The organism is Streptomyces sp. NBC_00873 (genome assembly GCF_045207415.1).
In the GTDB taxonomy this organism is placed as follows: domain Bacteria; phylum Actinomycetota; class Actinomycetes; order Streptomycetales; family Streptomycetaceae; genus Streptomyces.
Genome location: NZ_CP108803.1, coordinates 346,876 through 373,707, shown reverse-complemented (window position 1 = coordinate 373,707; position 26,832 = coordinate 346,876). Strand labels below are relative to the sequence as shown.

Genomic DNA, 26,832 nt, shown 5'->3' with positions numbered 1-26,832 from the left:
AAGCTCTCGACCGCTCCGACCAACCGGCGAAATGTCGAGAGAACAGGGAGTTTCGGATATGCGAGTCAACCGGGCATGGCTGGGACTGGTCGTCCTCATGCTGCCGACATTGCTCGTCGCGATGGACATGACGGCGTTGCTCCTCGCGCTCCCACGGCTGAGCGCCGACCTGGGTGCCACCAACGTCCAGCAGCTGTGGATCAGTGACAGCTACGGACTCATGGTGGCCGGCCTGGTCATCACGATGGGTACGCTCGGCGACCGGATCGGCCGCCGACGGCTGCTGATGATCGGCGCAGCGGCGTTCGCGGTGCTGTCGGTCGTGGCCGCCTTCGCGGTCAGCCCGCTGATGCTGATCGTCGCGCGTGCGCTGCTGGGCGTCGCCGGCGCGACCCTGGCGCCGTCCACACTTGCCTTGATCACCAACATGTTCCGCGACGAACGGCAGCGCGGGCAGGCCATCGCGATCTGGGCGACCTGCCAGTTCACCGGCGGCGCGCTCGGACCCGTACTCGCCGGATTCCTGCTCCAGTACTTCTGGTGGGGATCGGTGTTCCTGGTCGCCGTGCCGGCGATGGCGTTGCTGCTGCTCGCCGGGCCGGTCCTGCTGCCGGAGTTCCGCAGCGACCAGGCCGGCCGGCTGGACCTGGCCAGTGTCGGTCTTTCGCTCGTGGCGGTGTTTTTGATGATCTACGGCATCAAGCAGCTGACCGACGAGAGCGTGCCAGTCGTGCCGGCGGTGGCCCTCGTCGTCGGCGCAGCCATCGGATTGCTGTTCGTACGCCGGCAACTGCGGCTTCAGACGCCGCTGCTGGACCTGCGGCTGCTGCGCAACCGCCCGTTCACGGCCGTACTCGTCGCGCTGGTCTTCGCCGGCATCGCCATGGCTGGTACGGGCCTGCTGGTGACCCAGTACCTGCAGAGCGTGCTGGGCTTCTCGCCGGTCGCGTCGGCGGTGCTGTTCGCACCCATGGGCCTGGGCGTGGCGGTCGGCACCATGGCCGCGCCGGCGCTGGCCCGGCGGATGAAGCAGACGACCGCGATCGCCGGCGGGCTGGTGGGGTCGGCGCTGGGCAGCCTGCTGCTGGTCGGCATCGACACTGCGAGCGCCCTGCCGCCGGTGATGATCGGCATCGCCGTACTGGCGCTGGGCACCGGCCCCCTGTTCGCGCTGGGCACCGGGCTGGTCGTCGGGTCCGTGCCGCCGGAGCGCGCCGGCTCGGCGGCGTCGATGTCGGAGACCGGCAACTACTTCGGCGGTTCGCTCGGCTTCGCGCTGCTCGGCGTGGTGGCCGCAGTGGTCTACCGCAGCCGGATGGACGGCACGTCCGACTCGCTGGCCGGCGCAGTCGCCGCCAGCCAGCACCTTCCCGCCGGCCAGGGCGCGGAACTGCTGCACACCGCACGGGAGGCGTTCACCGCCAGCCTGCACGTCACCGGCGTTGTCGCCGCGGTCATCTTCGCCGGGCTGGCCCTGCTGATCCTGACCATGCGCCCGGCAACCCGGACCACCCCGGCCGCACTCCCCGACTACGAGGCGACTCGCTCGTAGAACCGTTCCTAACCAGTGTGCGTAAGTGAGTCTTGGACCCACTGTTGCGTGCTGGGCGCATCCCGAACGGTTTTGGATGCGCTGGGTTCCCGCTTTCGCTTCCCCCTCGGCGACGGTCCTCCAGGGGGCCGGTCCGTTGTGGGTGGGCGGGTTCCCTCACGCCCCCGGTCACCTGGTCCGGCCTGGACGGTCCGATGCCCCGCACGATCACTCCGGTCGTGCGGGGGCGGTGCCGTCCGACGCCGGACCGGGTGTCCGAGGGCGCGTCGACCGATCGCGATGCCCGCGGCATCGTGACGGGACATCTTTCGGTGGGGGGTGGCCAGCGGTTTCTGCCAGTGCCGGCCACCCCACTGGGAGGTGTAGGCGGGGTCGACCGCGATGATCGCGAGACCGTGTTCGGCGGCCATGGACACGAGCCGGGCCTTGAGCTTGCCGGTCGGGATGCCGGAGATGAGCTGCCGGAACCGTTTCCGGCGGCCGTGTTTCTCGCGGGTCTTCTCGGTGGTGAAGTCGAGGTCCTCGATGCCGATCGCGGCGACACCGACAGACTTGGCCCAGTTGATCAGGCGGGTCAGCGCGTGGCGGATCTGTGCGTCGCGGTGGCCGGCCGAACCGGACAGGTCGTAGCCGAAGCGGTGCGGGTCACCGACCGGATTGCCGTGCCGGTCGAGAAGGTAGGCGGCGAAGTGGTCGGCGTTGGTGTCGACGCCGATCATGCCCTGGGCGCGGGCAGTCTCCAACGGGATGGTCTGCACCACGGGGCGTTGCCAGGACGCGGTGAGATACCAGCGGCCTCGCTCCGTATCGAGATGGATGCGGTAGGCCACGGCCCGGTTCGCTTCGATGCGGTCGGCCCACTCCGCGCCCCGGTGCGCGAACGCCACGGTGGAGGCGAGGACGTACCGGCCGTGCCGGGCGTTGGCCAGGTGCGCGAGCGGGGCAGGCAGCTTGATGCTGACCTCGCCGTCCGGGGTGACGCGGATCGTCTCGTTCCCGAACCGCTTCCCCGACTCACCGTCAGCGGCGATGAACCAGCGCGCCGCCTCCCACCGTTCCCGCCACTGGTCTTCGGTGAGCCGGGCCTGGGTGAGATGGTGGCGGGTGTTCAGGAGACGTTTACCGCCCCGCACCACCCGCACCCGCCCGGCCTGCCAGTCGACGACAGCAGCAGCATGCCTGGCTTCCAGTGCCGCGACACGGCGGGACTTGCGGAACCACTCGCCCTTCGACCGGTAACCGCCCGCAGCCCGCTTCGTTCCGGGCTCCCCGACCGGGAGGGACAGCCGGTGCCGCAGCATCTTGATCCCGGCCGCCAGCTTGCGAATGTGCGCCGCCTGGCAACGGCGTGCGAGCGCCCACTGATCGTGCGTGGCCTTGGTGATCGCACCCGCGATCCGCGACGACGACAGCGCCGTCAGCCGCTGCGAGCGAGAGCCCGCTCCGACATGTGTTCGGCCGCCCGAGGACCAGCTCACTCATGTTGTGCGGCGGCGGGTCCAGTAGAATTTGAAGCCTGAGAACAGCGCAGTGCCGGCGATGTAGAGCGCTGCCTCGATCAACTGAAAGGGCCAGTAACGCCTGTTCGGGGGTAGGTGGCTGTCGCATGGAGATCCTGCTTCGCCAAGCAGTCGATCGTTTGCGCGAACTGGCCTGGTGTCATGCAGGTGCTGAGCTTGGCCGCGCGGGGAGACTGTCCGGCCGGGTCGAGTGCGTGGCCGGCGGATACGACCCAGGCGTCAGGGAGCGAGATCTGTTAACTCGCCCAGATGGCCCGGCGCGAACGCCCCGCGGCAACCGCTACCTCATGAGAAATGACAGACTTGGCATCCAATGGAGATCCTGCTGAACAGTGATCTTGGTCGACACGGTTCTAGTGTCCTGCGCCGGAGATCCGTTGGCAGAAGCGGGCGAGTGAGTCGAGAATCTCTTCGGCTGTCTTGGTCCAGATGAACGGTGTTGGGTTTTCGTTCCATTCCTTGACCCAGGATCGGATGTCGGCTTCCAGGGAACGTACGCTTTTGTGTGCACCGCGGCGGATCTTCTGGTCGGCGAGGAAGCCGAACCACCTCTCCACCTGGTTGATCCAGGACGAACCAGTAGGGGTGAAGTGCAGGTGGAATCGGGGGTGCTTGGCCAGCCATGCTCTGATGGCGGGTGTCTTGTGGGTGCCGTAGTTATCGCAGATCAGGTGGACCTGGAGGTGCCCAGGAACCTCCTTCTCGATCTTGATGAGGAACTTCTTGAACTCCGCTGCCCGGTGCCGACGGTGCAGCGAGGTGATGACCTCGCCGGTCGCGACGTCGAAGGCCGCGAAGAGGGTGGTCAGACCGTTACGGACGTAGTCATGGGTGCGACGCTCGGGCATGCCCGGCATCATCGGCAGCACCGGCTGGGACCGGTCCAGCGCCTGGATCTGCGACTTCTCGTCCACCGACAGCACCACCGCCCCTTCGGGCGGATTGAAGTACAGCCCGACCACGTCGTAGACCTTCTCCACGAACAAGGGGTCCGTCGACAGTTTGAAGGTGTCCGTCAGATGAGGCTTGAGATGGAACTTCCGCCAGATTCGGCCCACGGTCGATTTCGACAGCCCACTGCGTTCGGCCATCGACTTGCGCGACCAGTGGGTGGCATTCTTCGGGATCTCCTCCAGCGTGCTGACCACGACCGCTTCCACCTGGTCGACGCTGATGGTGGGCGGCCGGCCCGGCCGGGGCTCGTCCACCAACCCGTCCAGCCGGGCGGCCAGGAACCGCCGACGCCACTTGCGGACCGTGTCCGCCGCTACCCGCAGATCCCGCGCCACCACAACAATCGGCGGAACGTCAGGGCCTGCACACGCCAGCACGATCCGCGCCCGTAACGCCACCGCCTGCGCAGACGTCGCCCGCCGGGCCCAACGCTCCAACACCGCACGCTCGTCAACGGACAACAACAACGGTTCCAGCTTCGGACCACGACGCGGTGCGGGCACACCCGCAGAAACACTCATACAGGTACTAACGACGGATCTCCGGCGCAGGACACTAGCAGGAGCTCCATCTCCGCTTCAGGCGGCTTGACACATCAACACGCGCCTAACGCCTAACTACACGGCATATGCCGTCGGCATTGGTACTAGGGGTGGTGCGCGAGCGGGGCCCGGGCTCCCTTACCGGCCGGCAACACTGATCATCTTAAGCGCCGTGGCTCGGCGGCATGGAATGGCTCCCAAGAGGGTTGCAAAGAACCGTCCACTCGGTATATTTCTTTTCGTTATTCGCACAACAGGGCGATGCGATCAACTTCGCGTGAGTTGGGCGGAAGGGGTATTCACCGTGCACTCGCACTGCACGGTGTCGCTGGGTTCTGTCTTTTCCTCCCCCATCGCTGCTTGGTTCGGTGCGCTGACAGCACAGTCTGGGAAAAGGGGGAGGCCCGGGATCGTGGGTGACTTGCAGGCGCAAGTGGTGGTCGTGGGCGGAGGCCCGGTCGGGTTGCTCCTCGCCTGCGAGCTGGCGGGATACGGGGTCCGCACCCTGGTCGTCGAGGCGGAGACCGGTGTGTCCGGCCGGCCCAAGGCGACCACGCTGCATGCCCGGACCGTGCAGTCCCTGGTCCGGCGTGGTTATCTCGGCGGGCTCGCCGGCGCAGGGAAGGAGGCGAGCTCCGCCTTAGCGAGCTGCACTTTTCACTTCGCAGGGATTCCCGGCCTGACTATCTCGGCCCCGGCCACGGAACCGCAGCCGATCCTCAAGTGTCCGCAGGAGGAGCTGGAGAGCCTCTTCGAGGAGCGGGCCCGGGCCGCCGGTGCGATGATCCTGCGCGGTCACCGGGTGACCGAGGCACACCAAGGGCCGGACGGGGTCCACGTCACGGCGGAGGGACCGCGCGGCCGGGTGACCTGCGCGGCCGAGTACGTGGTGGGAGCGGACGGCGCGCGCAGCACAGTGCGCGAGCAGGCCGGCTTCGACTCCCGGACGTACCCGGCCACGGTCTCCGCGATGGCGGGCGATGTCCGTCTCGAGAAGGCGGACGCCCTGCGGCAGGGTTGGCACCGCACCTCTCGCGGCTGGATCGTTGCCAAGGACGTCCCGCACGGCGGGATCCGCTTGCGGACACTCAACTGCGCGGGCACGTACCGGGCACGCCATCTGCCGCTCACCCTGGAGGAGCTGCGCCGGGAGGTCTCCTGGATCGCGGGACGGGACATCGCGATGCGGGCGCCGAAGTGGCTGAGCAGGTTCAGCGATTTCTGCCGGCTCGTCCGGTCCTACCGGAAAGGGCGGATCCTGCTGGCGGGGGACGCGGCGCACGTGCACTTCCCGATCGGCGGCCAGGGGCTGAGCACCGGTCTGCTGGACGCCCTCAATCTCGGCTGGAAGCTGGCGCTCACGGTGCGCGGCTCCGCGGGTGAAGGGCTGCTCGACACCTACGACCAGGAGCGCCGGCCCGCCGCGCAGCGGGTCATCGACAACACGCGGGCGCAGCTGGCCCTCATGCGGCCGGATACCGAACTCGACCCGCTGCGCGCCCTGTTCGGTGAGCTGCTGGCCGGAGGATTGGAGAGCGGCGTATTGGCTTCCGTGATCAGTGCCCAGGACACGGTGCTGCCTGCGCGCGGCGCGGATTCTTCCCCATGGGAGGGAAGCTTTCTGCAGAATGTCGAACTGACCACCCGGGAAGGCCGCACCGATGTGATCGGCCTGCTGGGCGAGGGGCGGCCGCTGCTCCTGCTCTTCGGCGGGCAGGCCGGCGGCTACGAGACGCAGGCGCAGGCATGGGCCGGGCTGCTGCGGATGGTGCGTGCCGAGCCGGTACCCGATCTGCCGTGTGAGGCAGTGCTGGTGCGGCCTGACGGGTACGTGGGCTGGGCGGCGGGGGGAGGCCAGCTCGCCCCCGCTCTCAAGGCGTACTTCGGTGAGGGCGGGGGAGCGGTGGCCGATGGTGTGGAGGCCAAGGGTGCTCGTTCGGGCGCGGTCAGCTGAGGAACGTCGGCTGCTGCACGATGTGCATGTCCTGCAACTCGCTGTGGACCGAGGCTCCCCTGCCCTCGGAGAAGTCCACCGCAGCGAGCACCGGCGGCACCACGACACTGGGCAGCACGTACCGCAGCAGGGCGCTGACTCTGCGCGGCAGGTCTTCGTAGTTGGACATGGCCTGGGACATGGCCTGGACGCCGGCGAAGGCTCCCACCAGGACATCGGAGGTCTCTGCCGGCACGACGTGAGGCATCAACTCGCCCTGGGCCTGCGCTTTCTCCAGCAGATCAATGCCCACCGTGCTCCAGCGCAGGAAGGGGCCGCTGCGGTCGAGTCCCTGAGCCTGATGGTCGAGCGACAGCCGGACACCGGCCCGGACGAGGAGGTCGGTCTGCAGGCGGTAGGCCTGCAGGAACGTCGTGTCCACCAACTGCTGGACCTTGCAGGCACGGTCGGGAATGGGCAGCTGGTGATCCTGCTCACGGATCACCCCCTCCGCCAGGTCTTCCTTCGTAGGGAAGTGGAAGTAGAGGGCACCCTTGGTCACGCCGGCGGTGGTGAGGATTTCGCTGATCGTCGCGGCCAGGTAGCCGCGTTCCTCGAAGACCTTGGCCGCCGCTGTGAGGATCGTCCACCGGGTGCGGATCGCCCGGTCCTGCATCACCACTCTCGGCCCCCCCTTTCTTCGATGAGGCCCGAGACCCCAATAAAAAACCGTCTGGTTCGTATCTTACAGCGGAGTTGCGATTCGCATGCCTCCCCCATGGACGTACCAGATTCAATGCATGGCCAAAACGAACACAGGGGAGAGCGAGGAGCGGATGACAGGGTGCGGCTGCTGCGGTCGGCCGGACGGGGAGAGGGAGGCCCCAGTGATCCTGGTGACGGGTGCCACCGGAACGGTGGGGCGGGAAGTGGTCCGGCGGCTCCCCGCCGATCTGCGCGTTCGCATCATGGCCAGGGACCCCGCGAAGGTCACGGGGGCGTCATCGACGGCGGAGACAGTCGCCGGGGACTATGAGGATCCGCGGTCGCTGGCCCGGGCTGTGACGGGGGTGCGGACGGCATTCCTTGTCACCACCCGCGTCACAGGCGACGACGACTCCCGGTTCGTTCGCGCCGCACAAAGAGCCGGGGTGCAACGGTTGGTGAAACTCTCCGCGGCAGCTGTCCTCGACCAACAGGCCGACGACCTCATCACCCGGTGGCAGCGTGCCAACGAGGAACTGCTGCGTGCCTCCGGCATGGAGTGGACCCTGCTGCGTCCGCGCGCGTTCATGTCCAACTCCCTGGCCTGGGCGGCCTCCATCCGGTCCGAGCGCACCGTCCGCGCGCTCTACGGGACGTCGGTCAACGCCTGTGTGGATCCCAGGGACATCGCCGAAGTCGCCGTGCGGGCCCTGACCGAGGAGAGGCACGCCGGATGCACCTACACCCTTACCGGACCGGAGGCGCTCACCGCGATCGGGCAGACGGAACAGCTCGGCCGGCTGCTCGGGGTTCCCCTGGACTTCGAGGAGTTGAGCCGGGACGAAGCGTGCGCTGCACTGAGAAGGCGCTATCCGGCGCCGGTCGTCGAGGCGCTGCTGGAGAGCGCGGAACGGCAGCGGGCAGGCGCCAAGGCTCAAGTGGAGGACACCGTCCGTACGGTGACGGGCCGGTCGGCGGGATCCTTTCGGGGGTGGGCCGAGGACCATCTCGAGGCCTTCGCCCTGCAAGAGCCGGGGACGCCGGTCCCGAGCCGATCCGTGCAGCATGCTCGTTCGTCACAGCCGCGGAGGACGGATCGGAGTGGAGGAACATGACACGGCGTCAGCTTGGAGGGGGCTGGTGCCCAGCACGCTGCGCACCGGCCCCGGGAGGTCACCCCGTGAGCGACGTCATGGTCACGGTGGCCCGGAACGCAGGTATTTCCTCCCGCTGGGCGGTCACGAGCACGGCCTCCTCGTGGTCCGTGCACGATGCCGGAATCCGGCGCGCCTCAGGCTGAAAGCGCCGGACGGGAAGTGATCGCTGTGGACCCCCGCAACACCTCGCGGCGATGCCCCGGATGCGGGCACACCGCCAAGGAGAACCGGCCCACACAGGAGAAGTTCCACTGCGTCGCATGCGGCCACCAGGCGCACGCGGACACCGTGGGAGCGACCAACGTTCCACGGGCCGGGCTGGTCCGTCGAAACGCCAACCCGGCGTAACGAGAAGCCCCCTCGTTCACGAGGGGGGAGTCACATCGAGTCCCGTGTGGCCTCGTGAGGGCGGCCGTCGTCGACCTCTGTCTGTGGGACCTCGGATGACGCCGTGGCGAGCTGTCGCCCTCGTGGCATGGTCATCTTCCGGTCCCGGAGTGTCGTTGAGGCGCAGCCCGGGTTGAGCCTCCAGCGATCCCTCAGCACTTCTCGAGTGTCCCGATCGACCATGGCCCGGGGCTGTGAGGAGGGGATGGGCCGGATGGAGAGCACAGAAGCTGTGCTCCGCGTGGAACGCGGCCAGGCCAGCCAAGAGGAGCTGGCCGCTCTCGCGGCGGTGCTGCTTGCTTTGCGCGCACGCGACCGGGCGGAGCCCGAGCAGCCGCTGTTGCTCGGATGGAATTGGTGGAAGCGGCCGCAAGGCTACGCTCCGCCCGGCAGCTGGCGGTGAGCCGACCGCTGCCCGAGGCGCCTTCCATCACAGGAAACGAAACCGTATAGGCGGTTTGACCATGTTCTCCAGGAACCGGGGCGGGATCTCCTCAGCCTTGTCCCAGAAAGGGACCAGAGATGGCGATGACGACTTCCCCCGCGCCGACCGGGACAGGGCCGACCGACCTACGCGGTCGCGTGGCGGAGTTGCACGCGATACGGGCTCAGGTGTTGGACGGGCCGAGTGAGGAGGCGACGGCGGCGCAGCACGCCAAGGGCAAGCTGACGGCCCGGGAGCGTATCGGGCTGCTGATGGATGCGGGTTCGTTCCAGGAGGTCGAGCGGTTGCGCCGGCACCGGGCGACGGGGTTCGGGCTGGAGGCGAAAAAGCCGTACACGGACGGTGTGATCACCGGCTGGGGCACGGTGGATGGGCGGATAGTGTTCGTCTACGCCCACGACTTCCGGATCTTCGGTGGTGCGCTGGGTGAGGCGCATGCAACGAAGATCCACAAGATCATGGACATGGCCATCGCGGCCGGCGCGCCGCTGGTGTCGCTCAACGACGGTGCCGGGGCGCGTATTCAGGAGGGTGTGAGTGCGCTCGCCGGGTACGGCGGGATCTTCCAGCGCAACACCAGGGCGTCGGGTGTCATCCCGCAGATCAGTGTGATGCTGGGCCCGTGTGCGGGGGGTGCGGCCTACAGCCCGGCTCTGACGGACTTCGTGTTCATGGTGCGCGACACCTCGCAGATGTTCATCACCGGCCCCGACGTGGTCAAGGCGGTGACCGGCGAGGAGATCACCCAGAACGGTCTGGGCGGCGCCGACGTGCACGCCGAGACGTCGGGCGTGTGTCACTTCGCGTACGACGATGAGGAAACCTGCCTTGCCGAGGTCCGCTACCTGCTGTCGATGCTCCCGCAGAACAATCGGGAGGCGGCGCCCCGGGTGCGCAGCGGCGACCCCGTCGACCGGCGTAGCCACGTGCTGCTGAACCAGGTTCCGGCGGACGGCAACCGCCCTTACGACATGGGCAAGGTCGTCGAGGAGATCGTCGACGACGGCGACTACCTGGAGATCCACGAGCGCTGGGCCCGCAACATCATCTGCGCGCTGGCCCGCCTGGACGGCCGGGTCGTCGGCATCGTCGCCAACCAGCCCCAGTCGCTGGCCGGTGTTCTGGACATCGAGGCCAGCGAGAAGGCCGCTCGGTTCGTGCAGATGTGCGACGCCTTCAATATCCCGATCGTGACCTTCCTGGACGTCCCTGGCTTCCTGCCCGGCGTCGACCAGGAACACGGCGGCATCATCCGGCACGGCGCGAAACTGCTGTACGCCTACTGCAACGCCACCGTGCCCCGGATCTCGCTGATCCTGCGCAAGGCGTACGGAGGTGCCTACATCGTCATGGACAGTCAGTCCATCGGCGCCGACCTCACCTACGCGTGGCCCACCAACGAGATCGCCGTGATGGGCGCCGAGGGCGCGGCCAACGTCATCTTCCGCCGCCAGATCGCCGAGGCCGAGAACCCTGAGGCCTTGCGGGCCCGGATGGTCAAGGAGTACAAGGCCGAGCTCATGCACCCCTATTACGCGGCCGAGCGCGGCCTGGTCGACGACGTCATCGACCCGGCGGAGACCCGCGAGGTACTCATCCGGTCCCTGGCCATGCTGCACAGCAAGCACGCCGACCTGCCCTCCCGTAAGCACGGCAACCCCCCGCAGTAACAGCACGACCCTTGACGGCAGTACGAGTCAACCGCACGACAGTTCTGTTATTTTGCCCGAGAGGTCTGCTGTGCCCGCGAGAACGCCCGTTTGTCAGGGCAGATTTCCGCCGGGAATCGATGGACGCCTGCACGCGTCCTTGCGGTCGGGCAGCATGGAGTCGCGTGAATCCCCTCCTCAGAGGCGTACGGGAGGAGGTCGCGCATGCCTGGCTGACGGTACATCAAAACAGCACCAACGGTTTGCCGTTGACAAACCGGCCGGCCTGTTTTGTACTCGTGAGGTGCCGGGAAATGCACATTCACCGAGGGGGCAACGGCGTGCAGATCGACGTACTGGGCATATTAGACGTCAGGGAGAATGGGGCGTCCATCGCTCCTACTGCGCCGAAGCCCCGGCAGGTGCTCGCCCTTCTGGCGCTGCACGCCGACCAGGTGGTGCCGGTCTCCGCTCTCATCGACGAGCTGTGGGCGGGCCGGCCCCCGCGCAGCGCGCGCACCACGTTGCAGACCTACGTCCTGCAACTGCGCGACCTCATCACGCTCGCGCTGGAGAAGGACACACGCGCCGCCGAGCCTGCTTCGCCCCCGCGGCGCCGCGCCAAGGACGTCCTGGTCACCTCGCCCGGCGGGTACATGCTCGTCTCCGGTGGCGGGACCAGCGACGTCCGGGAGTTCGAACGGCTCGCGGGCGTGGGCTACCGCGCGATGGACGCAGGAGACTTCCAGGGCGCCTCGCGCCTGCTTGGTGAGGCACTCGCCCTGTGGACCGGCTCGGCCTTCGCGGACGTGCAGACCGGTGCGCAGCTGGAGATGGAGGCCAAACGGCTGGAAGAGAGCCGGCTGTGCGCCCTCGATCAGCGCATCGAGGCCGACCTCCGGCTCGGCCGCCACCGCGAACTGCTCCCGAAACTGACCGTGCTGACCAGCCGTTACCCCACCCACGAGAACCTGCACGCCCAGTTCATGCTGGCGCTGCACCGCTCGGGGCGGCGCGGCGAGGCCCTCGACGTCTACCACCGGCTGCGCAGCACCCTCGTACGGGACCTGGGCCTGGAGCCCTCGGCACGGTTGCGCCGGCTCCAGCAGTCGATCCTGACAGCCGCGCCGGAGACTCCGCTGGCCGCGGAGCAGCAGATGCCTGCCACGGTTCCTCCCCCCTCTGCCCGTGCGGGCAGCGCACGCTCGTTACCCGTGAACTGACGTGTGAGAGGCGGGTCGTGCCACAGCGGCGCAGATCACCGCGACTCTGGCTGCAGTGCGGCGCAATAAGTGGGTAGCCTCAGACGAAATGGTCAAGTTACCACTTGGTAACTGACTTTCGTCGGTTCGAGGAGCCCACTCATGCAACTCGTCGCGATCATCGTGTCGCTGGCCCTGATCGTGGTCGGCTTCGCGCTGTTCTACCGAGCCACCTTGCAGATCTATCACTTCGTACGGCTTGGCCAGCCCGTCCCCAAGGGCTTCCGGACCAACAACCCCTACCAGCGCAGTGTGACGCTGGTCAGGGAGTTCGTCGTCCACACCCGGATGAATCGCTGGGGTCTCATCGGAGTGGCGCACTGGTTTGTGGCAGTGGGCTTCTACTCGCTGCTCCTGACCCTCGTCAACGCCACAGGCCAGCTTTTCAATGCCGACTGGGTGCTGCCGGTCCTCGGCCACTTCACGCCCTACAACGTCTTGGTCGAGTTCCTCGGCACAATGACGGCGCTCAGCATCCTGACCCTGATCGCCATCCGCCAGTTGAGCCGGACCTCGACCCCGGGCCGCAAGTCGCGGTTCGCCGGTTCCAAGACGGGCCAGGCGTACTTCATCGAGACCGTCATCCTCATCGTGGGCACCTGCATCGTGGTGCTGCACGCCCTGGAGGGCGCCCTGCACCACGTCGACCACTACGAGGCCTCGTACTTCATCTCCTACCCGTTGGTCGCCTGGTTCCAGGGGATGAGCCTGTCTACCCTGCAGCACCTCGTCTACTTCTTCGCTGGCCTGAAGATCGCGACCTCGTTCATCTGGATGATCGTGGTCTCGCTGAACACCAACATGGGTGTGGCCTGGCACCGCTTCCTGGCCTTCCCGAACATCTGGTTCAAGCGCAACGCGACCGGTGAGACGGCCCTCGGCGGCCTCCAGCCGATGACCTCGGGCGGCAAGCCGATCGACTTCACCGACCCGGGCGAGGACGACGTCTTCGGTGTCTCCCAGGTCGAGCAGTTCTCCTGGAAGGGCCTGCTCGACTTCTCCACGTGCACCGAGTGCGGTCGCTGCCAGTCGCAGTGCCCGGCCTGGAACACGGGCAAGCCGCTCTCCCCGAAGCTGTTGATCATGTCGCTGCGCGACCACGCGCACGCCAAGGCGCCCTACCTGCTCGTCGGCGGCGGCAAGACCATGGAGGGCGAGGAGAAGGCGTCCGAGGAGCAGCTGAAGGACGTTCCCGCCGCCGCCCTCGCCGAGGCCGGGCGCCCGCTGATCGGCAGTCTCGAGGAGAACGGCGTCATCGACCCGGACGTGCTCTGGTCCTGCACCACCTGCGGTGCGTGCGTGGAGCAGTGCCCGGTCGACATCGAGCACATCGACCACATCGTCGACATGCGCCGCTACCAGGTGATGATCGAGTCCGCGTTCCCGTCCGAGGCGGGCACGATGCTCAAGAACCTGGAGAAGAAGGGCAACCCCTGGGGCCTGGCCAAGAAGCAGCGCCTCGAGTGGCTCAAGGAGGTCGAGTTCGAGGTCCCGGTCGTCGGCAAGGACATCGAGGACCTCTCCGAGGTCGAGTACCTGTACTGGGTCGGCTGCGCCGGCGCCCTGGAGGACCGTGCCAAGAAGACCACCAAGGCCTTCGCCGAGCTGCTGCACATCGCGGGCGTCAAGTTCGCGATCATGGGCGGCGACGAGAAGTGCACCGGTGACTCCGCCCGCCGTCTTGGCAACGAGCCCCTGTTCCAGGAGCTCGGCATGGAGAACGTCATGGCCCTGAACATGGCGTTCGGCGAGGAGATGGATGACGACGGCAAGGTCACGTCCGAGTCGAAGAAGCCGAAGTCCGCGAAGAAGATCGTCGCGACCTGCCCGCACTGCCTCAACACGCTCGGCAACGAGTACCCGCAGCTCGGCGGCGACTACGAGGTCATCCACCACACGCAGCTGCTCCAGCACCTGGTGGACGAGGGCAAGCTGATCCCGGTCACCCCGGTCGAGGGCATCATCACGTACCACGACCCCTGCTACCTGGGCCGTCACAACAAGATCTACACGCCCCCGCGCGAGATCATCGCGAAGGTGCCGGGTCTGCGGAACGAGGAGATGCACCGCCACAAGGAGCGCGGCTTCTGCTGCGGCGCCGGTGGTGCCCGGATGTGGATGGAGGAGCGGATCGGCAAGCGCATCAACAACGAGCGCGTCGACGAAGCCCTCTCCCTCAACCCGGACATCGTCTCCACCGCCTGCCCGTTCTGCCTCGTGATGCTGACCGACTCGGTCAACGGCAAGAAGAACGAGGGCCAGGCCAAGGAGTCCGTCCAGGTCGTGGACGTCGCCCAGCTCCTGCTGGAGTCCGTGAAGACCCCGGTCGACGACGAGCCCCCGGCGGGCGCGTCGGAGGTGGATAGCGAGCCGGAGCCCGAACCCGCGACGTAACGCCGTAAAGAACGTGATGTGAAGGCTACTGGGGGGCCGCGCGGTGGCGGCCCCCAGTCGGTTCTCCGCCCCTGGAGTGCGGGCTGCTGAGCCCACCCTTGCCGCGCCGCTGGAGCGGCGCGAAGCCCGGACCCGCGCGGCCGCCCTGCCCGCGGTCACCGTGACGCTGTTCTCGCTGGTCGCTGGTCGCTGGTCGCTGGTCGCCGGGCGCATGGCGAGCATCGCCCGCATCATCGCCAGGGTGACCAATTCGGCGTCGGTGAGCTGCGGCGCGATCCCCACGGCCGGCCGGCACGGCGCCAGGTCCGGACGCTCTTTCAGCAGGTCGTCGGTCGTCGCATAGAGTGCTGTCGCTAGGGTGTCTAGGTTGTTCGTCACAAAACGATCTTGGACACCCTCGTTCTTGCGTCCGCAGGCACCCCTTGGAATTGATCATCTAGGCGCCGCACCGTGGGAGACAACCCGCGAGGGCAGGGCGAACGGTAATGACCAGTCATGTTTTTCGTTCCTCCATATATAAAACCACCCACGCGGTTTGTTAATGTGCGTGTGGCTCCTGCACGGCCATGCCCGCGCCGGCCTGCGGATTCCGCGAGCACGGCACCCCCCCCACGCTAGGTGCGTTGCAAGGGGCATGAGATGTCTGCGTCTTTTCCGGCTTTCGACGTCCCGTTGCCCAGGAGGCAGCACATGGTCAAACAGGAGCGAGCGGCACGCACGCGGCGTTCGCTGATCCAGGCCGCGGCCGAGGTGTTTGCCGAGGTGGGCTTCGTCCATGCGTCGTTGGGCGCCATCAGTAAACGAGCCGGTGTCAGCAACGGGGCGCTGTACTTCCACTTCGCCAACAAGAGCATGCTCGCCGAAGCGGTCGAGGCAGAGGCCACCGAGACCGTTCGTCGGCTCACCGAGGGGGCGCGGGCCCGGCAGGGCGACTCCTTGCAGTCGGTGGTGGACGCCACGCACGAGCTGATGGGCACCCTGGCCCAGGACGTGGTGGTCCGCGGCGGCTTCGAACTCGCCGGTGACATCGCGCGCCGTGCGAAATCCCCGCTGCGGAAGGAGTGGCAGCGCTGGGTCGAGGACAGCCTCCGCCGCGCCGAGCGCAGCGGTGGCCTCGCGGATGGGGTGTCCTGGGTCGACGCCGCCCGTGTCATCGTCGCCGCGACCACGGGCCTGGAAGTGCTCGGCGGCAGGGATGCTTCCTGGCTGTCCCGGCAGAACCTCACGCGGTTCTGGGAGTTGCTGCTGCCGCGGCTTACCGACCAGCGGGCCCTGAACACACTGGTGTGCTCCGGCTCGCGGCCGCCGACTGCCGTACCCGCACGGGCGCAGTCACAGCTGACAGCCCCCGAGCGGTAGCAGGCACTCGGTCTGTTTACTGCGTGTTCTGCGGCATCGTCCCCTCTTCGGCTCTCGGGGTGTCGCACAGGACAACCCTCGATTCCCTTGAACTTCGCTGCACCAAAGGAGGGTTGAGCTCATCGCCGCCGCCTTGGAGCAGGGCCGACCGGGGCGGGACGCGGCGGACGGCCAAGGACGTCCTGGTTACCATGCCCGGCGGCTATCTCCTCGACCAACGCCTGATCCTCACGGCCGGCCCCGAAGCCGCGTTCGGCCGGACGGCGGACGACGGCCGCGAGCGCCTGGTGCGGAGCGTCTGAGCAGAGGGCTCGCGCGAAGAACCCAGGGCATGAACGGGGAGGCCGCATGCGAGGGGGGTACGCAGCGCACCCGCATGCGGCGGCCGAGTGTGAGGAGAAAGATTTTCGAGTCGTCCGCGTTTTCTTTCCGGCCGAGTTCTCAGGACTTCCTTCTGCGTTTCTCAAAGCACGCCTTCCCTGTCTGTTCTTTGAGGATTGCTCAAATGTCACTGAAGGAACCGATGCCTCCGGTGTGGGTACGGCTAGCGTGCGGGTTCGCCGACGACTTTCCGCGATCTGGAGTGCAGGACGACGAACGGAGGGAACCATGGAGATTCAGGTTTTGGGTCCGCTGTGTGCCGCCGTGAACGGGGACTCGATCGTCCCGACTGCCAGGAAGCCCCGACAGGTTCTCGCCCTGCTTGCGTTGTATCCGCGCCGCGTCGTGCCTGTGTCGACGCTGATGGAGGAGATCTGGGGGACGGAGTTACCGCAGAGCGCGATGACCACGCTGCAGACGTACATCATGCAGCTGCGCCGCTGCCTCGGCACCGCGATGGGGCCCGACGCGCCGGGTGCGGCGAAGGACGTACTGGCCACTCGGCACGGCGGCTATGTGCTCCAGATCCCGCCGGAGTCCGTGGACATGCACACCTATGAGTGCCTGGTCGCCGAAGGCCAGGAGGCCTTCGAGGAGGGCGAGGACGAACGGGCTGCCCGCTGCTTTAGACAGGCTCTCGCCCTGTGGCAGGGGCCTGCACTGGTGGACGTACGACTCGGTTCGGTCCTGGAGATCGAAGTCACGCGGCTGGAGGAGTCCCGGCTGGTGACCATAGAGCGGCGGATCGACGCGGATCTGCGGCTCGGCCGGCACGCGGAACTGATAGCCGAACTCACCGACCTGATCGCCCGCCACCCCCAGAACGAGGGCCTGTACGCGCAGGCGATGGTGGCCATGTACCGGTCGGGGCGGCAGGCTTCTGCCCTGGACGTGTACCGGAGGCTGCGGGAGGGACTGATAGAGGAGCTCGGCGTGGAACCCTCGCCACAGCTGCAGCGCCTGCACCAGGCCATGCTCGCGGTCGATCCGGAACTCGACGTGGTGGCCGGTGCGCGGCGCGGCTCCACCTTCAACCGGTACGCCGCCTGACCTCGGCGTTTCGGTTGCGGCCGGTGAGGTGTAGTTCGCGGTTGGCTTGGTGGTGGTCCGGTCGATTTCAGGTGCCCCACCACTTCCGACCCGTCAGCGCTGACATGGACCTTGGGACGCGACCCGACCCGGGCCACCAGCTGGACCCGCCTCAACCGAAACGGCGAGGCTAATACTCCAGCAGCGGTTCGCGTCCTGAGCCGCGGGCTCGGCTCGGTCTCGAGTGCAATTCGAGGCTGTGCGGCGATTCTCGAACCCCGCCCCGTGGCACCTGGGGCGGACGCAGAGGAGGATGCCATGTCGGACGAACAGCCAGTGCGACTGTATTGTTTCGCACACTCCGCTGAGGGCGTCTTTGTCTTCGACGACTGGGCGGCGAGCGTCGGACCCGGTGTGGAGCCGGTCCCGGTCCTCATGCCGGGCTGCAAACAGCGCCGAACCGAACCCCGGGTGACCACACATGAGGCGCTGCTCACCGATGTGCTGCCCCTGTTCACCGACCCGCACCCCGGCCCGTTCGTCCTGTACGGGCATGGTCTTGGTGCGATGATCGCGCTCACCGTGACGCGCGCCCTGCACGAGGCGGGCCTGCCGGGCCCGGCGCTCCTCGCCGTCGGCTCCTGCTCGCCGCCGCGCATGCCCCCCGAGCTGCCGGATGCCCGCCGGGCAACGGACGACGAACTGCTGCATCTCCTGAGCGGCAGGGGCGCCGTGCCGCCCAGCAGCGACGAAGGGATCTTTCTCCGGGCCATGCTGCCGTTGCTCCGCGCCGACCTGGAACTGGCCCAGGCCTTGCACGAGGCGGCCCGCATGCCCTCCCTGGCTGGTCCGCCCACCACCCCGGTGCTCGTCGTCGCCTCGCAGGACAACCCGCTGGCCCCGCCCTCGACAGCCGACGGCTGGCGCCAGTGGACCGAGGGGCCCACCTGGTTGCGCACCGTCCCGGGGCGCCACTTCTTCGTCCGCGGCGGCCGTGAACTGCCCCGGCTCCTGGGTCGGGTCTGCCGCGTCACCCGCCGACTCCTCCAGGAGCCGGCGCCCGTCAGCTGATCCCCGTGCTCCGGCCACCCGATCCGGGTTCTCATTCGGCCATCCGGACTCTGTTCGCGTCCCGGCCCGCGCGATGTGATGGGAGAGGTGTTCAGATGTCTGCTGAGCGTGTCGACAGGGCGACGCACCACGTACACGTGGCCGCGCCCGCCGGTGTGGTCTACGCAGTGCTTGCCGATGCGGCGAAGCTGCCGCTCTATTTTTCCCCGAACGTCCATGTGGAGCGCCTGGAGTTCGACGGCGAGCGGGAGCGCCTGCGGATGTGGTCCCTCATGGACGGGCAGCTGAAATCGTGGACCTCGTGGCGACACTTGGACCTGGTGGAGCGCCGCATCGAGTTTCGGCAGGAACTGCCCGCGGCCCCGCTGGACTCGATAGGCGGCGTCCTGAGCCTACGCGGCAAGGGCCCGTACGACACCGAGCTGGAACTGCTGTACGGCTTCACGGTCATCGACGACCTGCCCGACGACGCGGCGTGGGTGGAGCGGGTCGCTGGCTTGAACAGCCGTACTCAGCTCGCCGACCTGAAGAGTTTCGCCGAGCGGTGGACACGCCTGGACGAACTGGTGCTGTCCTTCGACGACTCGATGCGCATCAACGGCCCGGCCGAGCTGGTCTACGACTTCCTGTACCGGGCCGGGGACTGGCCAGAGCTGGTGCCGCACGTCACCCGGGTTGGCCTCACCGAGGACGCACCCGGAGTGCAGCGTATGACCATGGAGACGCTGACCGAGTACGGCTCGCACACCACCGAATCGGTGCGGATCTGCTTCCCGCACGCGGGCCGCATCATCTACAAGCAGACTGCGACCCCTGCGCTGCTGGCGGCACACACTGGTGAATGGTCCGTCGTCCCGGACGAGACGGGGGTGACCGTCACGGCGAAGCAGAGCGTCGTGCTGCGCGAGGAGAACATCACCGCGGTGCTGGGCGAGGGCGCGGACCTCGCACACGCCCGCCGCCATGTGCGTGCCACGCTGGGCCGGAACTGCCTGGCCCTGCTCACCCTGGCCAAGCAGCACGCGGAGAGCGCCGTCCCCATGCTGTGACGGTTCCGCATCCGTCACCGACGCGGTGAACGGCCATCCCTGATCTTCGCAGGGAATCCCGGCCTTCAGGCCGGGCGGGAATGCGATCCTTGGACCGGAGGCGCGGAGCGTTGGAGTGCTCTGCGTTGTCAGTGGCGCCAGCTATGTTGATCGGACTGACCGAAGGGGGGTGGCTGGGTGATTCGTGCGTACAAGTTCCTCATGCGGCCCACCGTCCGGCAGGGCCAGGCGCTCGGTGAGATGCTGCGAGATCACTGCTCGCTCTACAACGGGGCATTGGAGGAACGGCGTGATGCCTACCGTCATGTATCGAAGACGAGCATCAAGTACGGGATGCAGTCGGCGCAGTTGAAGGATATTCGGGCGTTCGACCCGGAGCGTCAGGGGCGTTGGTCGTTCTCCTCGCAGCAGGCGACCTTGCGCCGGTTGGACAGGGCGTTTGCGGCGTTCTTCCGGCGGATCAAGGCTGGGGAGACGCCTGGATACCCGCGTTTTCGTGGGGTGAACTGGTTCGACACGGTGGAGTTTCCGAAGGACGGGGACGGCTGCCGCTGGGATTCCACCCCGCACGACCCTGTCACGCGCGTGCGCTTGCAGGGTGTCGGACATGTCAAGGTCAACCAGCACCGGCCCGTAGTGGGCAAGGTCAAGACGGTCAGCGTCAAGCGCGAGGGCCACAAATGGTTCGTCGTACTGACCGCTGAGCAGGAGCGGCCCGAGCCACTGCCGGCAACGGGCAGCGTGGCCGGCATCGATCTGGGCATCGCCAGCTTCCTCGCCGACTCGGGCGGCGGGTTCGTGGAGAACCCCAGGCACGGACGCCGCGCTGCCGCGAGGCTCGAAGCCGCCCAGCAGGCGCTGTCCCGGTTCCCGCGCCGCAAGGCGAAGGACCGCACCGCCAACCACCGGCGGGCCGTGGAGCAGGTCGCCAAACTGCATGGCAAGGTGCGCCGTCAGCGCCTGGATCACGCGCACAAGACCGCCCTCGGCCTGGTCCGCGCGCACGACGTCATCGCGCACGAAGATCTCAAGATCCGCAACATGAGCAGGGCCCGCCTCCAGGCCGGACCCCGACCAGCCGGGCACCTTCCTGCCCAACGGTGCCGCCGCGAAGGCCGGGCTGAACCGCTCGATCAACGATGCCGGTTGGGGGGTGTTCCTGACGATCCTGCACGCAAAGGCTGAAAGCGCCGGGCGGGAAGTGGTCGCCGTGGACCCCCGCAACACCTCCCGTACGTGCCCCGAATGCGGGCACACCGCGAAGGAGAACCGGCCCACACAGGAGAAGTTCCACTGCGTCGCATGCGGCCACAGCGCACACGCCGACACAGTCGGGGCTCTCAACGTCCTACGGGCCGGGCTGGTCCGTCGCGAAGCCCAACCGGCATAGCGAGAAGCCCCGCTCTTCAGGGCGGGGAGGAGTCACTAGCGTCTCATCCCGACCGCCGTGGACGCAGGCAGGCCAGGAGGCCGACATGGGCGAGAGCCAGTACGGCCCGGCCTGGCCGGCGTACGCCCCGCCCTCCGCTGCCCGTGTCGCATCCGCTCCTTCCGCCCCGGCCTCACCGGGCCTGCGCGCGACTTCCGGCCCCGGCGGCCGCCCCTGGGCCGGCGCCGGAGCCGTTCAAGGGCCCCGCACGCTCGTCCAGTGCCCGTAGAAAGGAGAGAGAGGGTACCCGGCCCCCGCCGCAGCGGACCGTACACCCCGGACACCATGACCTTTCACCGCTTCCCGCATGCGCCGATCTCCGTGGTCGTCGACCCAGGGTCCCCTCCGTACGCAGCGCCGTGGGACCTCGAACTGCGCGGGCCGCTCGACGCTGTCGCACTGGAACACCTCCTGGGCCAGCTGACCGCCGGTGCCCCGGGCCGGCCCGCCTGGCAGCACTGGTTGTTACGGCACGGCCCCGATCACCACACGCTGCGGTTCTCCATGCCGCAGGGAGCGCCCGCCGCCTTCGTCTCGGGCCGCATCGCCGATCGGCTCACCCAGCCGCCGCCTGTCGACCGCCCGCTGCCCTCCGCCCAGCGCGCGGCCGCCGACGAGACTCCGGCGCGGCCGCAGCCCGTACCGGACCGTCTGGCCTGCTGGGTCGCCGAACTGCGGGAGCTGGCCCGTGACTCCGCCGAGGCCCAGCACTGGAGCCTTGTCGCCGAGCGCAGGTCCCGGGTGGCACGCTTCCACCAGCCCGCCCGGGTGACAAAGCCGGGCGATGGGCCCGATGCCGCCCCGGCACAGGCGCCGAGCCCCGGGCCGCGCGAGGTCCGGCACACCGGCTTCACCCTGGACGAGGGCCTGACCGAGCGGATCACCCACGGCCTGGCCCGGTGGCTCGCGCTGACCACCGGGCAGGTGCTGACCGGTGTGTTCGCCCTGGCCCTCGCCCGCTGGCAGGGATCCGACGAGGTCGGCTTCGACGTACGCAGCGACCCCAGGACCGGCCGCCAGAGCCTGCGACGCCAGGCGGGCCGGCTCACCGACCCGTACCCGGTCCACCTCACACTGGACCCCGGCCTCAATTCCCTCACTCAACTAACCGCTCTGGCAGGCCTCTTGGCCGCTTGCCCCGGCCGCGCCGGGGGCGGCGCGGGCTTCGGGGCCTGCCGCGAGTGGAGCCCCGATCCTTCGCTGCGTCGTGCCCTGCGCGAACTGATGCCCGCCCAGGCCTGCTTGACCCTGGACGACCCCGGCCAGCCGCTGCCCGGCTCCGCCCGGCCCGTGCACGGCGGCGCACCGAGTCGGCCCGTGTACCGCGTCGAGGTGCGGGCCCAGATCGTCGACGGCAGGCTGCACATCGGTCTCGACTGGGTGAGCGACCACGCGGAAGGCATCACCGACACCTCCGTGGACGCCCTTCAGCACCTACTGCGGGAGCTGCTGGGGGAGCTGGCCGACGCCGCGCCCGCCGCCCCGATCCCGCCTGCCTTCCGGGCCACCCCCCAGCAGTCGGCGCTCTACACGGGCGGCGATGCGCAACCCGGCACCGGACGTCATGTCGAGCAGCTCGTATGGGTCTGGCGCGGCCCGCTCGACGCCGGACGCTTCACCGCCTCCTGGCAGTCGGTCTTCAACTGCGAGACGGTGCTGCGCACCGCGTTCACTCCTGGTCCCGAACCGCTGCTCGTGGTGCACGACCGGGTCGCGCCCGAGATCACCCGCCGGTCCTTCCACGACGGCGACTGGTTCGCCCTCCTGGAGCGCGACCGGCTGCGTGGCTTCGACCTGTGCCGCCCCGGAGCGCTGCGCTTCACGCTGCTGGAGCCGGAGCAGACCCAGCCCGCCGGCACCGTCGCACCCACCCGGATCCTGGTCACCTACCACCGGGCCCTGCTCGACACCTGGAGCGCGCACCTCCTGCTGCGCGAGTTCTACCGCGCCTATCTCGCAGGCGGCACCCTGCCCGGCGGTGAGCGCCGCCCCGACCTGCGCGACTACACGGCCTGGGTCGCCGCCCAGGACCTGGAGCCCGCCTGGGGGTTCTGGGCGCGCATCGCGCCGCCCGACGGTGCGGCGTCCAGACCGGGCCGGTCCGCCGGGACCACCGGCCTGACCGGCATCGGCCGTGCCCGGCTGCGCCTGGACCCCGTTGAGACCACCCGCCTCGCGCGCTGGGCGGGCACCTGGGGCACCGCCGAGAGCAGCGTGCTGCAGGCCGTCTGGGCCATGCTGATCTACAGGGCCTCCGGCGCCACCGGACCGGCCCCGGTCTGTTTCGCGGTGACCGTGTCGGGGCGTGGCATACCGCTCGACGGCGCGGCCCGGATGGCGGGGCCGCTGCGCAATCCACTGCCGATGTCCGTCGAGGTCGATCCGGCGGGCACCGTGCCGCGCCTGCTGCGGCAACTGCGCGACCGCACCCTGGACATGGCCGCCTACGAATGGGTGCCCGCCGACTGGATCCGCGCCTGGATCCGCGCCTGGGGCCGCAGCGGTGCGGTCGCCAACACGGTCATCGTCTTCGAGGATCCGCCGCATCCGTGGGAAGGCCTGGAGGCCGAACTCGCCGCCCACGGCATCCACGCCGAGTTCCCAGGCACCCTGCCGGCCCGCTCTGTGCTCCCCATCGGGCTGCTCGCCCACCACGACAGCGCGGGCGGCTTGGTCCTCACGGGGGTGCACGACCGGGCCCTGCTCGACGAGGACGCGGCCGCTGAACTGCTGGCGCAGAGCGCCATGTTGCTGCGTGCGCTCCCCTTGTCGGCGGGCGAGTCCACCACCGTCGGGGAGGCCTTGAAACTCCTGGAGGGCAGTGCCGTACCACGCATGGCCGAAGCCCCCGGGGCCGGCAGGGACACCCCGCTGGTCACCTTGCGCGCGGCGCGCCAGGACCAGGCGGGCACGATCTGTCTGATCCCGGCGCCGGGCGCGCCCGAGACCTGCTACGACCTGCTGGCCCGCACCTATCCGGGCCCCCAGGAACTGCTGGTGCTCACCACCGGCCCCGACGCCGACGGCGCGGAGCCCGTCCTCGCAGCGCTCGGCACCGGCCGGTCCCTGCTGCTCGCCGGATTCTCCGGTGCCGGCGCCCTCGCCTGCGACATCGCCCGACGCATCGTGGCGGACGGCGGCCGCCCGCCACGGGTGGTGATCGCCGGTGCGGCTGCGGACGAGTGGGAGCGGGCCCGCAATCTGGCCGGGGCTCTCCAGGCCGCCACCGGACCGGCCACCTGAAGCCGACGGACCGGCCACCTGAAGCCGACGGCCGCAAGCCGACGGCCGGAAGGACGGGCCGGGGGGCACGACCCGGCAGCGGCCCTCTATGCCTTTCCCATTGTTCTTCAAGCGTCCCTCATCCGGAGTTCTGCATGGTGGCTGTGGCACGGGTCACCCCGCCCGGTCGCCGGCCACAGCCAGCCGCCCGCCTTCGCCCGGCCCAGCCACTGTCCCTACTGAGCCGACCGAGCAGGAGGATCAGATGTACGACACCGAAGAAGAGGACAGCAGGATGTCCGAGGAGACACCGGATCTTTCCCCGCACCACATCCCGCCGCTCCGGCTTGCCGGAATCGACGAGGACGACACCTGGGAGCCCCACGTCGTGCGCGGCATCGACTGACGTCCGCAGGGCAGCCGCAGCATGGGCGTCCTCGACCGGTCCGCGAGTGGACCTTGGCAGCCTCTGGAGGAAGCCGCGAGCGAAGGTGCAGAGGGGCGCTCATGAAACGGTTGTTGCGTGGTGGTCGGCAGGTGCTGGCGGACTACTGCATGCGCCCGCTGTGGCGATCCCTGGTGGTCTTCGGGTCCATTTACAGAGGCCCCACGGTCTTACACGAGCTGTCGGCGTCCTCGTCGGCCCCGCACGCCGAGGGTCCCTTCGCGCGGTACGCCCGAGGAGGGTCGCAGATGCCGGGGCCCGGAGGGCCGCCGCCCGCCCACCCCGAGCGACTGTGCGAGGACCTTCCGCTCTCCGAGGCGGAACGGCTGCTCGCCCGTGAGCTGTGGCCGACGGACGACACCGGACGGCGGGCTCCCGGCGGCTGACCACCGCTCGCCCACGACCACCTTCACCCGCGCACCGGCTGCGGCCGGGCGATCAGACGGTGGTGATGACCTCGTCGATGTCCAGGCGCGGGGAGCGCGGGAACCAGGCGTTCCCGCCCGGCTTGCCGATGTTGACGACCATCAGCGGGATGTGGTCGTCGTCCAGGAACTCCTTCTGGACGCCGGCGAAGTCGAAGCCGGTCATCGGGCCCGCGGCCAGGCCGGCGGCGCGGATGCCCAGGATGAAGTACGCGGCCTGCAGGGCGCCGTTGACCAGGGCGGACCGTTCACGGACCGGGCGCTGGGCGTAGATCACGTCCTTGGCTTGCGGGAAGCGCGGGAGCAGCCTGGGCAGTTCCTCGTGGAACTCGTTGTCCGCGGAGAGGATGGCGACCAGCGGCGCGGCGGCGGTCTTCCGGCGGTTGCCCTCGGCCATGTGCTGCACCAGACGTTCGCGGGCCTCGGGGGAGCGGACCAGGGTGATGCGCAGCGGGGACTGGTTGAACGCCGTCGGACCGTACTTGACCAGGTCGTAGATCGCCTGGATCTGCTCCTCGGTCACCGGCTCGTCGGTGAACGTGTTGGCGGTACGGGCCTCGCGGAACAGGAGGTCCTGAGCGGCGGCGTCAAGGACAAGCGACATGGGTGCAGCCTTCCTGGCAGGGGCGGCGGTGGGCGCGGACGAACCGCTGGCTCGCCGGGCCGCGTCCGGCGGGCTTCATGCGCTGCACGCCCTGTGTGCTCCGCCGAGCCGCGGTCTTCGAGCGGCCGGCCGCTAAGACCCCCAGAACGGTCTACGGGAGCGCGGGAACAAGGAGTTCTCTGGTTACCACTCGACCAGCGCGAAACCCGCTGCCATTCCGCCACCGAAGCCGGCTAGGAGGATCAGGTCGCCCGGGCGGAAAGCACTCGTGCGGGCAGCCGCGTCCAGGGTGATCGGGATCGAGGCGGCTCCCGTGTTGGCGTAGTGCGTCAGCGTCCGATGCAGGGTGGCGCGAGGGAGGGCCAACTCCGCGAAGACGGCGTCGAGCATGACGCCGTTGGCCTGATGCGGGACGAAGTGGCTGATGTCGTCGGGTACGACACCGGCCTCCTGGAGGAACTGCTTGGCCAGCTGCGGCAGATGGTCCGCGACGAAGCGACGCACCCCCTGTCCGTCCATCGCGAAGTACTGCAGGCCGGCCTCGAGGGCGTCCTGGTCCAGGGGCAGCCGGCTGCCGCCCGCGGGCACCTCTATCAGGCGCGACAGTTCGCCGAACGTGTGCAGCGCGACATGCCGGACGCGCGAGCCCTCGCCGCCCGGCCCCAGGACCAGCGCGCCGGCACCGTCCCCGAACAGGACGACCGTCTTGCGGTCGGCCCGGTTCAGGATGCGCGAGTACAGGTCCGCGCCGATGACCAGCGCATGGCCGCGCTGCCGCGCGAGCACGCCCTCGGCCGCCGAGAGCGCGAACACCCACCCGGAACAGACCGCGTTGACGTCGAATGCCGCCGCGCCGATCGCACCGAGGCGCTGCTGGACATAGGCGGCTGTGGGCGGCTGGGGCCGGTCCGGTGTGGAGGTGGCGACCACGATCACGGACAGCTGGTCGGCGGTGATGCCGGCCGACTCCAGTGCGGCATGCGCCGCGGCCGTGGCCAGATCGGAGGTGGCCTGGTGATCGGCGGCCCAGCGCCGTTCCCGGATCCCGGTCTTGCCGGTGATCCAGGCGTCGTCGACCCCGGCCGCCGCACCGGCCTCGTTATTGGAGACGACCCGGTCCGGCACATAGGCACCCGTACCGAGGATCCTGACGTCGCTCATGCGGCTGGCCTCCCCTCAAGTGGTGTGAAAATCGCTGTGCGAGAGGCCGGCGGCTGCGCGGCCCTGACTGACCCGTAGGTGGGGCAGCCCGAACGGAGCTGCCCACATGCCTGCGGGACCCGAAGGCCCTCACTCGTTCAAGATCACCCGACCGTGA

Annotated in this window: 19 protein-coding genes and 3 pseudogenes; 16 read left to right on the top strand and 6 right to left on the bottom strand. The window is 68.8% G+C overall.

What is annotated here, in order from left to right; genetic code table 11:
• The first annotated feature begins 58 nt into the window (after positions 1-58).
• Positions 59-1,552, top strand: coding sequence for an MFS transporter (locus OH809_RS01660; RefSeq protein WP_406415633.1), 1,494 nt, complete (start codon positions 59-61; stop codon positions 1,550-1,552).
• A gap of 8 nt (positions 1,553-1,560) precedes the next feature.
• Here OH809_RS01660 and OH809_RS01655 read toward each other — a convergent pair whose 3' ends face one another.
• Positions 1,561-3,030 carry an IS200/IS605 family accessory protein TnpB-related protein gene (locus tag OH809_RS01655; protein ID WP_406415631.1) on the bottom strand — a complete coding sequence of 490 codons (1,470 nt, stop codon included), beginning with the start codon at positions 3,028-3,030 and terminating at the stop codon, positions 1,561-1,563.
• A 395-nt stretch (positions 3,031-3,425) separates the two neighbouring features.
• Positions 3,426-4,547 (bottom strand): IS630 family transposase, encoded by a 1,122-nt coding sequence (locus tag OH809_RS01650; RefSeq protein WP_331743599.1) that lies wholly within the window; start codon positions 4,545-4,547, stop codon positions 3,426-3,428.
• 433 nt (positions 4,548-4,980) lie between these two features.
• On the opposite strand from OH809_RS01650, the gene OH809_RS01645 reads away from it, so the two are divergent.
• On the top strand, positions 4,981-6,522 hold the full coding sequence (locus tag OH809_RS01645) for an FAD-dependent monooxygenase (RefSeq protein ID WP_406415630.1): 1,542 nt from the start codon (positions 4,981-4,983) through the stop codon (positions 6,520-6,522).
• On the opposite strand, the gene OH809_RS01640 is transcribed toward OH809_RS01645, so the two are convergent.
• Positions 6,515-7,183 (bottom strand): ScbR family autoregulator-binding transcription factor, encoded by a 669-nt coding sequence (locus OH809_RS01640; protein WP_406415628.1) that lies wholly within the window; start codon positions 7,181-7,183, stop codon positions 6,515-6,517. The genes OH809_RS01645 and OH809_RS01640 overlap by 8 nt on opposite strands.
• A gap of 205 nt (positions 7,184-7,388) precedes the next feature.
• Between OH809_RS01640 and OH809_RS01635 the strand changes: the two genes are divergently transcribed.
• The 6 genes and pseudogenes from OH809_RS01635 to OH809_RS01610 all read left to right on the top strand — a co-directional run bounded on the left by OH809_RS01635 (position 7,389) and on the right by OH809_RS01610 (position 14,500).
• On the top strand, positions 7,389-8,321 hold the full coding sequence (locus tag OH809_RS01635) for an NAD(P)H-binding protein (protein WP_406415626.1): 933 nt from the start codon (positions 7,389-7,391) through the stop codon (positions 8,319-8,321).
• 177 nt (positions 8,322-8,498) lie between these two features.
• Positions 8,499-8,711: pseudogene (locus OH809_RS01630) on the top strand (zinc ribbon domain-containing protein); the annotation flags it as partial.
• 253 nt (positions 8,712-8,964) lie between these two features.
• Positions 8,965-9,153, top strand: coding sequence for an acyl-CoA carboxylase epsilon subunit (locus OH809_RS01625; RefSeq protein ID WP_406415624.1), 189 nt, complete (start codon positions 8,965-8,967; stop codon positions 9,151-9,153).
• 125 nt (positions 9,154-9,278) lie between these two features.
• Positions 9,279-10,865 carry an acyl-CoA carboxylase subunit beta gene (locus tag OH809_RS01620; protein WP_406415622.1) on the top strand — a complete coding sequence of 529 codons (1,587 nt, stop codon included), beginning with the start codon at positions 9,279-9,281 and terminating at the stop codon, positions 10,863-10,865.
• Between the two features lie 320 nt (positions 10,866-11,185).
• Positions 11,186-12,067 carry a BTAD domain-containing putative transcriptional regulator gene (locus tag OH809_RS01615; protein ID WP_406424658.1) on the top strand — a complete coding sequence of 294 codons (882 nt, stop codon included), beginning with the start codon at positions 11,186-11,188 and terminating at the stop codon, positions 12,065-12,067.
• Between the two features lie 141 nt (positions 12,068-12,208).
• On the top strand, positions 12,209-14,500 hold the full coding sequence (locus tag OH809_RS01610; protein ID WP_406415621.1) for a (Fe-S)-binding protein: 2,292 nt from the start codon (positions 12,209-12,211) through the stop codon (positions 14,498-14,500).
• Positions 14,501-14,686: 186 nt separating this feature from the next.
• On the opposite strand, the pseudogene OH809_RS01605 reads toward OH809_RS01610, so the two are convergent.
• Positions 14,687-14,878: pseudogene (locus OH809_RS01605) on the bottom strand (IS982 family transposase); the annotation flags it as partial.
• Between the two features lie 312 nt (positions 14,879-15,190).
• On the opposite strand from OH809_RS01605, the gene OH809_RS01600 reads away from it, so the two are divergent.
• From OH809_RS01600 to OH809_RS01565, 8 genes and pseudogenes are all read left to right on the top strand, one after another.
• Positions 15,191-15,859, top strand: a complete 669-nt coding sequence (locus OH809_RS01600; RefSeq protein WP_406415619.1) for a ScbR family autoregulator-binding transcription factor — start codon at positions 15,191-15,193, stop codon at positions 15,857-15,859.
• 609 nt (positions 15,860-16,468) lie between these two features.
• The gene (locus OH809_RS01595) at positions 16,469-17,290 is read left to right on the top strand and encodes a BTAD domain-containing putative transcriptional regulator (RefSeq protein ID WP_406415617.1); all 822 of its coding nucleotides are present in this window, start codon (positions 16,469-16,471) and stop codon (positions 17,288-17,290) included.
• A 297-nt stretch (positions 17,291-17,587) separates the two neighbouring features.
• A complete protein-coding gene (locus OH809_RS01590) occupies positions 17,588-18,340 on the top strand; it encodes a thioesterase II family protein (RefSeq protein ID WP_406415615.1) in 753 nt (250 codons plus the stop codon).
• A 95-nt stretch (positions 18,341-18,435) separates the two neighbouring features.
• Positions 18,436-19,389, top strand: coding sequence for an aromatase/cyclase (locus OH809_RS01585; RefSeq protein WP_406415614.1), 954 nt, complete (start codon positions 18,436-18,438; stop codon positions 19,387-19,389).
• 177 nt (positions 19,390-19,566) lie between these two features.
• Positions 19,567-20,779: pseudogene (locus tag OH809_RS01580) on the top strand (RNA-guided endonuclease InsQ/TnpB family protein).
• A 324-nt stretch (positions 20,780-21,103) separates the two neighbouring features.
• Positions 21,104-24,061: a condensation domain-containing protein gene (locus OH809_RS01575; RefSeq protein WP_406415612.1), complete on the top strand. Its 2,958-nt coding sequence runs from the start codon at positions 21,104-21,106 to the stop codon at positions 24,059-24,061.
• Between the two features lie 244 nt (positions 24,062-24,305).
• Entirely contained in the window at positions 24,306-24,446 is a 141-nt protein-coding gene (locus OH809_RS01570; RefSeq protein WP_406415611.1) for a hypothetical protein, read from the top strand.
• A 101-nt stretch (positions 24,447-24,547) separates the two neighbouring features.
• Entirely contained in the window at positions 24,548-24,871 is a 324-nt protein-coding gene (locus tag OH809_RS01565; RefSeq protein ID WP_406415609.1) for a DUF6059 family protein, read from the top strand.
• 52 nt (positions 24,872-24,923) lie between these two features.
• On the opposite strand, the gene OH809_RS01560 is transcribed toward OH809_RS01565, so the two are convergent.
• Positions 24,924-25,514, bottom strand: a complete 591-nt coding sequence (locus OH809_RS01560; RefSeq protein WP_406415607.1) for a malonic semialdehyde reductase — start codon at positions 25,512-25,514, stop codon at positions 24,924-24,926.
• Between the two features lie 183 nt (positions 25,515-25,697).
• Complete coding sequence (locus OH809_RS01555; RefSeq protein ID WP_406415605.1) at positions 25,698-26,675, bottom strand: 3-oxoacyl-ACP synthase III family protein; 978 nt, start codon at positions 26,673-26,675, stop codon at positions 25,698-25,700.
• Positions 26,676-26,832 lie beyond the last annotated feature (157 nt).